The following is a 6,755-nucleotide window of genomic DNA, read 5'->3' as shown; positions in this document are numbered from 1 at the left end:
CTTAACAAAGCCATCAGCGTATTGCCGCTCTCCATCAATGCTAAATGTTCTCCCGGTAAATCAGTAGCGGATAAAGCGTACTTATTCGCTGTTGATTTACATTTCCCGCCATTCCCATTAATCATCAGGTAGCCTATAATTAATGTATCCTCTGCCTATTGTCTGACTAACCTCGTGAAGAGGGATAATGAACACTAAAATATTCGAAGACAACATTTTATCTCGTAATGATATCGCTGTACGCTACGTCTTTCAGAAAATGTTTTCCCCACAAGGTACTCTGGTCGCGGTGGAATGCTTAAGCCGCTTTGATAATCTTTCTATTTCCCCCGAAGATTTTTTCCGCCATGCTACCGCCGCCGTTCGTGAACGTATTTTTCTCGAACAACTGGCACTGATTGAAAAGCATAAAGCCTGGTTTTTACGTAACCATATTTCCGCAACAATTAACGTTGATGACCATATCCTGAACCTGTTGCGCCAGAAGGATATAAAAGCCAAAGTCGCCGCCCTGACCTGCGTCCATTTCGAGGTAACCGAAACTGCTGCATAATTCTCTTGCCGCCTGGCAGAGCTCACAGGATACCTCACTGTGGCTCGACGACTTCGGCTCCGGCTACGCGGGAATTAACGCTATTCGCGGTTATCACTTTGACTATGTGAAAATTGATAAGGATTTTTTCTGGCACCTGATGCGCAAAGAGTCCGGCCGCCAGCTGATGGATGCGCTGGTGACCTTTTTATCGCGCAACCATCATAATGTGATTATTGAAGGTGTCGAAAGCGAAGCCCATAAAGAATGGCTGCAGGGAATGGAGTGGTTTGCTATCCAGGGACATTACTGGCGGGAAGTCAGTATTGAACAACTGGTCGCCGATGATATTGCCATGTAAAAAAAGCCGGGAATTCCCGGCTTTTTAACGTCACTTAATTATAAACTAATTCCCACGTTGCCCAGCTGGTAATCGGCCCGCTGGTGGCGCTTTTCGGCGTTGGCGAAACATAGCCAACGTAATAGGTGAACAGGCCGCCGCTGACCGCGCTTTCCTGCAAACGCACCTGATTTTGCTGCGGGTCCGCCGGGACAATTTTATTACTCTTATCCAGAGTATTATTATCGTTAGTCGATAGGGCCAGATAAATATTCTGCGCTCCATCCGGCAAGGTATTGGCCAGATACCCGGCGTTTTCGTTACCGACCGCCGTCAGTAAAAAACCATCGACCCAGCGCACGCTGACCCGACGCACCTCATCCTGCGAAGCTGCTCCACCATCATGACGTAGCTGGCAGTTTGACAGCGCCAGGGTAAAAGGCTGCGGCTTCATAAACGCCCCGGCCCCGCGATCGTGGACTTCCGCCAGGCTGACCGGCGCCAGCCAGACATTACCGCTGCCGGCATGCTGGCCGCCGTTTAGCGCGACGCTACAGGAAATATCCGTCACCCGCCCGGCAAAATCGACCCGTCCGCGATCGTAATTGGTCTCAAAACCCCACGCCGAGGGGGCGGCGAGGCTGCCGCAAAATAGCAGCCACGCGATAGTGTTTTTCGGCAATCCCTTCATTCCCCCTCCCGTATTAATCGTACGTCAGGTTAAAGATCATATGCGACTCCACCTCGCCGGTGCTGGTCGTCGGGCCATACTGATAAAAACGCGCGTGCAGCGGTATGGTGATGTAGCGGGTCTCCTGATTATTCAAGCGGCCGACGGTGTATTTCTTATTAAACTGCAGCGGGGAGCCATCCTTCAGCACCTGGATGCCAATGCCTTTCGCCATCCCGCTGCCGGCTTTTTCATTCAGCAAGGCGCCCATGGTAGCGGTAGTGCTGGTGGCCAGGGTACCGGAGAATGAGGTGCTAATGTTGGCATATCCCGTTTCACTCAGGCCGCCGCTGCACTGCAGCTCAATATTAAAATCCTTCCCGCCCGCGGTGGTGCCAACCCCTTTCAGGTCGGTGCGCCGGATGGAACCCACATCGACATTCATATTTTTCCCGCTCAGCACCGAACAGGAGGGCGAGACCACGGTGATGGCGCTGGCGCTCAGATAGGTTTCGAGGATCGGGTTACTGCCGCTCTCCCAGTCGTAGGAGGTGTACTTACCCGCCACCAGGGTGCCGCTGCCGGTGGTTGCCGCGGTTTTGATAATCTCCAGCGTAAAGCGCGACCCTTCGAGGGAATAGTCGGTGGTGGTATATACCCGGGACGAAAAGACGTCGGGATAGACGATATTTACCGTTGCGCCGCCGCGGCTGAAACGCATGCCGATTCCCGGCACGTTGGTGGAGTAGATTTTATTTCCAAGGTCCGTGGCCCCTGGCGACACGATCTTCGCCTCGAAGCGGTTGGTGCCGGAAGTACAGCGATAGCTTGCCCCGCCGGGAGCGCTCATCGTCCAGTCGTGGGTAAGGATCACCGAGCCCACCGGCAGATCCGGGGGCACCACCACCCTGCCCACCACCATGTCCAGCATCACCGTTGGCGATGAGAGACGCGTACAGGAGGCCCAGGACGAGGTGGTTCCCAGCGCCATTAAGACGATAAAAAGCGTTAGTAATTTCCTCAGCGACATACGCTATCCTTTGTTGTTTGCTGTCCCAGATCCACCGAACACTGCCCGCCGCTCCACTTCACAATCGCGCGTTTGGCGTTCGCATCGCTGATAAACATCATGCTGCCCTGGCCGACAACGCCGATCTCCTTGCCGTCGGGGGAGAAAATACTTGCCGCAAACGGCAACGGCTCGTGGTTCGCCTGGCGCGCCTGCAGGGTGAGGTTGTTCTGCACCTTAGTGCCGAACGCGACCTTAACCACGCTGCCTTCCCACGGCACAACCTGCGCCACAGTGCGATCGAAGGCCACGTCGTCATGGCTGCCTTTCGGGTCGATTTCCACGGCGTTAATCCGGTACGGGCGCAGATACGGCAGGATGGCGTAACCATTGCTGTCCACACGGGTGCCCGGCGATCCCGGAAGCATCGCCCCGGCCGCGTCTTTGGCTTCAATCAGGGCCATCGTCGAGCCGCTTTCCGGTGAGAGCACCACGCCGCCGCTGTGGGCGATCATCGTCCCGCTGGCGCCAATGCCGCTCTGACGATAGCCTTCGCCCTGGCTGTAGCTGCCGTTGAGGGTGGTCCATGGCGTACGGTAGCTGCCGTTGAGCGCCACATCATGCTGACCGCCGGTGGCGGTGGTGGTCGACACGCCGTAGTTAAGGTTGTTTTCACTGTCCAGCGAACCGTTGATACCAATCTGCGAGCTGGCAAAGCGCGAGTTATTGAACGAGGTGTTCGACGTCAGGTTGGCGGTGCGGTTATCGCCAAACCACAGCGGGTAGCTGAAGTTGAGTGAAATACGATCGTCGCGACGATGACCGGAGCTGTCTGGCGTATAGACGCGCTGCGCGCTCGCCGACCAGGAGAGACGACCAAATGAATTGTTGTAGCTGACCTGATACTGCTTCTCGGTCCCGGAGCGGTTCCAGTAATCGGAGATACGGCCGCTGAGATAAAACCCGCCCCAGCCGTCCGGCAGGTTCTGGTTCACCGTGAAGGTCATGCCGTTTTTTTGCCGCCACAGGGTGTAGTTGCTGCGACTATTTTTTTCCTGATCGACGGCGTACAGCGCGTCGTTGAGGTTGTAATAACCTTTCGTCGAGTAGCGATACGCCGCCAACACGATGCTGGTCTGGGTATCGGTAAACATGCGGTTAAAGGTCGCGCGATAGCTCTGACCCGAGTCATCATGGGCATCGCTCTTCAACCGCGAATGGGTGACGTCAAAAGAGAGCGCGCCGATGCCGGTGTTCATCCCTGTCCCCACCAGGAAGGCCTGATAGTCGTCAAAACCGGTGACCCCGGTGTAGCCGGTCAACAGATTGTTGATCCCGTGCTGCCAGGTCGCCTGATAGAGCATCGGCTTGTTGCGCAGCGCGCTGTCGTCCACTTTACCGGCGGAGAGCGCGTAGCGGGTCATTCCCGGACGCAGCAGCTGGGCGACGGAAGCGTAAGGCACGCTAAACACTTCTACCGAGCCATCCGCTTCTTTCACCGAGACCTCAAGATCGCTGCCATAGCCGGAAGGATAGACATCCTGCAGGGTAAACGGTCCGGGCGGAACGGTGGTCTGATAGATAATATTGCTGCCCTGGCGCACGGTGACGAGGGCGTTGCTCTGCGCCACGCCGCGAATTTCCGGAGCATACGAGCGCATGCCGTCCGGGAACATATTGTCATCGGTGGAAAGATTAACCCCGCGCAGACCGATGGTGTCGAAAAATTCACCATTGGTGAAAATCTGCCCGCCGCTGACGATGGAGTTGAGCTGTGGGATAGGGCGCTGGAGATAGGTCTGGTTGCTGTTCCAGTGCGCTTTACCCTGCTGCTGCCAGTTCAGGTTGCCGATGTGCTTCAGCAGCCAGCCGTCCCACGACAGACCGGCGTTGACGCCCAGATAGGCGCTGCTGTTATCCGACCCGCCTACCGAAGAGGTATGGCTGTTCCAGGCGTTCGCCATCCAGCCAAGATTGAGCGCGGTAATACCTTTGTCCCAGAACTCCGGGCTGACATAGTTTTTCAGGCGTTGATCTTCATAGATCTGCGGTACCGAAATGTTCAACCGCAGGGAGGACTGGACCAGGTTGTCTTTGACGTTTTCTTCGTTGCGCCAGGATTTGAGGCTACCGCAGTAGCCCTCCTGCTCGCTCAGCTGCGGATTGAGCTTTTCCGCCGCGATGCCATATTGGGCCAGCATCGCTTTGGTGTAGCAGACGCCCAGCCGACCATCTTTATCGCGCGCGATGCGTAAATCGTAGCGCCCTTTCCACTCGTCGTTGGTGTAGACGTCAAGGGAGTAAGTGCCTTCGGTAATCGCGCTGGTCGAAAAGCGCGACAGATCGACCTTTTCGCGACTGCCGACAATAAAGCCGTCGTTAAACTGATATACCGTTCCCGGGTTTTCCTGTCCGCTGGAAAATGGCGGAAAGCAGCACAGCGCGATGGCGATCGCGGTGCTTAATCTTCCCGGGCAGAATGACCTCTGCTTCATTAGCTTCTCCCTTATTTAACGGCCACTTTCACTGCGACATCGGCGCCATAGTCATTAATGTTGTTAACGGTCAGGGTTTCGCCGCGGTTGACGGCGGAGGAGAGCGCCACCGTCTGGCTGGACTGCGGCGCCAGCATCACGGTTTTACTGTTCAGGGCTTTACCGCCGTCGCGGGAAATACGGCTGACGGTAATGTAGAACGGCGTCGGGTTGTTGATGGCGAGACTACTGCCGCTGGCGGTCAGGGTCAGCTTCTCGGCCGCCGCATCGCGGTTGCCCAGTCCGGCAGGACGATAAATAAATTTAAAGCGCGAACGGATCGCCAGCTGCAGCACGTTCTGGCCTTCATTTTTCTGATTGGCCACCACCGGCGGAATTTCCAGCAGATTCAGCCACCACAGCGTCTCTTTATCTTTCGCCAGACCGGCGCTGCTACCGAGCTTAATACGCAGCGTCTGGCCGCTCTTGGCGTCAACGCGCGAAATCGGCGGGGTGATAATAAACGGGGTGGTAATGGTATCCGGTGTGGCATCGGCATCGCCGTTATCCAGCCAGGCCTGCGCCAGCGCCGGACGGTCGGCGTTATTTGAAAGCTGTACCGTTATTTCTTTTTCATTTCCTGGATAAATAAAGCGGGTACCGTTAACAATAATATTGTTGGCATGGGCCGCAAAACTAAAAATGAAACAGAAAAAAAGGGCAATACGCTTCATGCTGACCTCAGAATAAAAATACAAGCGGCGGACATTGCCGCTTTATTATTGTTATTAACTGCCCCATCGCGGGGCAGTTTTATTTTCTGACGGAATTACTGGTAAGTAATTTCGTAAGTCGCGTAGCTGTTAACCACACCGGTGGTTACCTTGGTCGGCGCGCTGGTGGCGTAGCCTACGTAGTAGGTGAAACGCGCGCCATCAGCTACAGCGGAAGCGTCGCCTTTCGCTTTCGGCTGAGTGCTGTCACCCGGGATGATTTTGTTGGTCAGCGCGGTAGCGTTGTCAGTAGACAGCACCAGCTGGATGTTCTGAGCACCGGAAGCTTCGGTGTTCGCCAGGTAGCCCTGTTGTTTGCTGGTTGCGCCAGCCAGCAGGTTACCGCCGGTCCAGTTCACGCCCAGTTTGCTTACGTTATCCTGTTTAGTGCCATCAGCAGCCTGGCAGTTAGAGACGTCAATGGTGAAAGATTTCGGTTTCAGGTAAGTATCCGCTGCTGCCGCTTTAACTTCAGTCAGGGTTACCGGAGACAGGTAAACGTTCGCATTGCTGCCCTGGCCGTTAACGGAAACAGTACAGGATACATCGGTAACTTTACCGAAGAAATTAACCTGGCCGCCGCCAACATTGGTATCAGCTGCATGGGCAGCAGTCATGCCAAAAAACGCGGTTGCCATTGCTGCAGAAAGAAGAACCTTTTTCATTGCCATTTCCTTGTCAGAGTGAATTACGAATCAATGAGCACACTGTGAATTCGCATAGAACCAGAAACATCAGGCGATGCTGATTTATGCCACTGCTAATAGAATCTTCGACTGACCGGGAGCCGCAATATTTAAGGCGTCAGGTAACGAACTTAAAAATATAAGTTCGCTGGTGCTATCGGCGTCAAAGAATGCTATTTATTCGCCGACAAATATACATTTGTTCGGTGATGCTGCCAACGGTTTTGTTGAATAAATCGGCGGTAATAGTGCCAACTTACTGATTTAGTGT

At 54.7% G+C, this 6,755-nt stretch carries 5 protein-coding genes and 1 pseudogene; 1 reads left to right on the top strand and 5 read right to left on the bottom strand.

What is annotated here, in order from left to right:
* Positions 1-187: 187 nt before the first annotated feature.
* A pseudogene (gene mrkJ, locus C5687_RS23270) lies at positions 188-893 on the top strand (cyclic-di-GMP phosphodiesterase MrkJ).
* A gap of 34 nt (positions 894-927) precedes the next feature.
* Here the strand turns inward: mrkJ and mrkF are convergent.
* The 5 genes from mrkF to mrkA all read right to left on the bottom strand — a co-directional run bounded on the left by mrkF (position 928) and on the right by mrkA (position 6,463).
* Positions 928-1,563: a type 3 fimbria minor subunit MrkF gene (gene mrkF, locus C5687_RS23265; protein WP_002916122.1), complete on the bottom strand. Its 636-nt coding sequence runs from the start codon at positions 1,561-1,563 to the stop codon at positions 928-930.
* A gap of 13 nt (positions 1,564-1,576) precedes the next feature.
* Positions 1,577-2,572 carry a type 3 fimbria adhesin subunit MrkD gene (gene mrkD, locus C5687_RS23260; RefSeq protein WP_104558122.1) on the bottom strand — a complete coding sequence of 332 codons (996 nt, stop codon included), beginning with the start codon at positions 2,570-2,572 and terminating at the stop codon, positions 1,577-1,579.
* A complete protein-coding gene (mrkC, locus tag C5687_RS23255) occupies positions 2,563-5,046 on the bottom strand; it encodes a type 3 fimbria usher protein MrkC (protein ID WP_023317262.1) in 2,484 nt (827 codons plus the stop codon). Before mrkC ends, mrkD begins: the two co-directional genes overlap by 10 nt.
* 11 nt (positions 5,047-5,057) lie before the next feature.
* Positions 5,058-5,759 (bottom strand): type 3 fimbria chaperone MrkB, encoded by a 702-nt coding sequence (mrkB, locus tag C5687_RS23250; RefSeq protein ID WP_000820818.1) that lies wholly within the window; start codon positions 5,757-5,759, stop codon positions 5,058-5,060.
* Positions 5,760-5,854: 95 nt separating this feature from the next.
* A complete protein-coding gene (gene mrkA, locus C5687_RS23245) occupies positions 5,855-6,463 on the bottom strand; it encodes a type 3 fimbria major subunit MrkA (RefSeq protein ID WP_020804844.1) in 609 nt (202 codons plus the stop codon).
* Positions 6,464-6,755 lie beyond the last annotated feature (292 nt).

It is taken from the genome of Enterobacter sichuanensis, from assembly GCF_002939185.1.
In the GTDB taxonomy this organism is placed as follows: Bacteria; Pseudomonadota; Gammaproteobacteria; order Enterobacterales; family Enterobacteriaceae; genus Enterobacter; species Enterobacter sichuanensis.
Note: the sequence above shows the minus strand (reverse complement) of the source record. Positions and strands in the feature narration are given on the sequence as shown.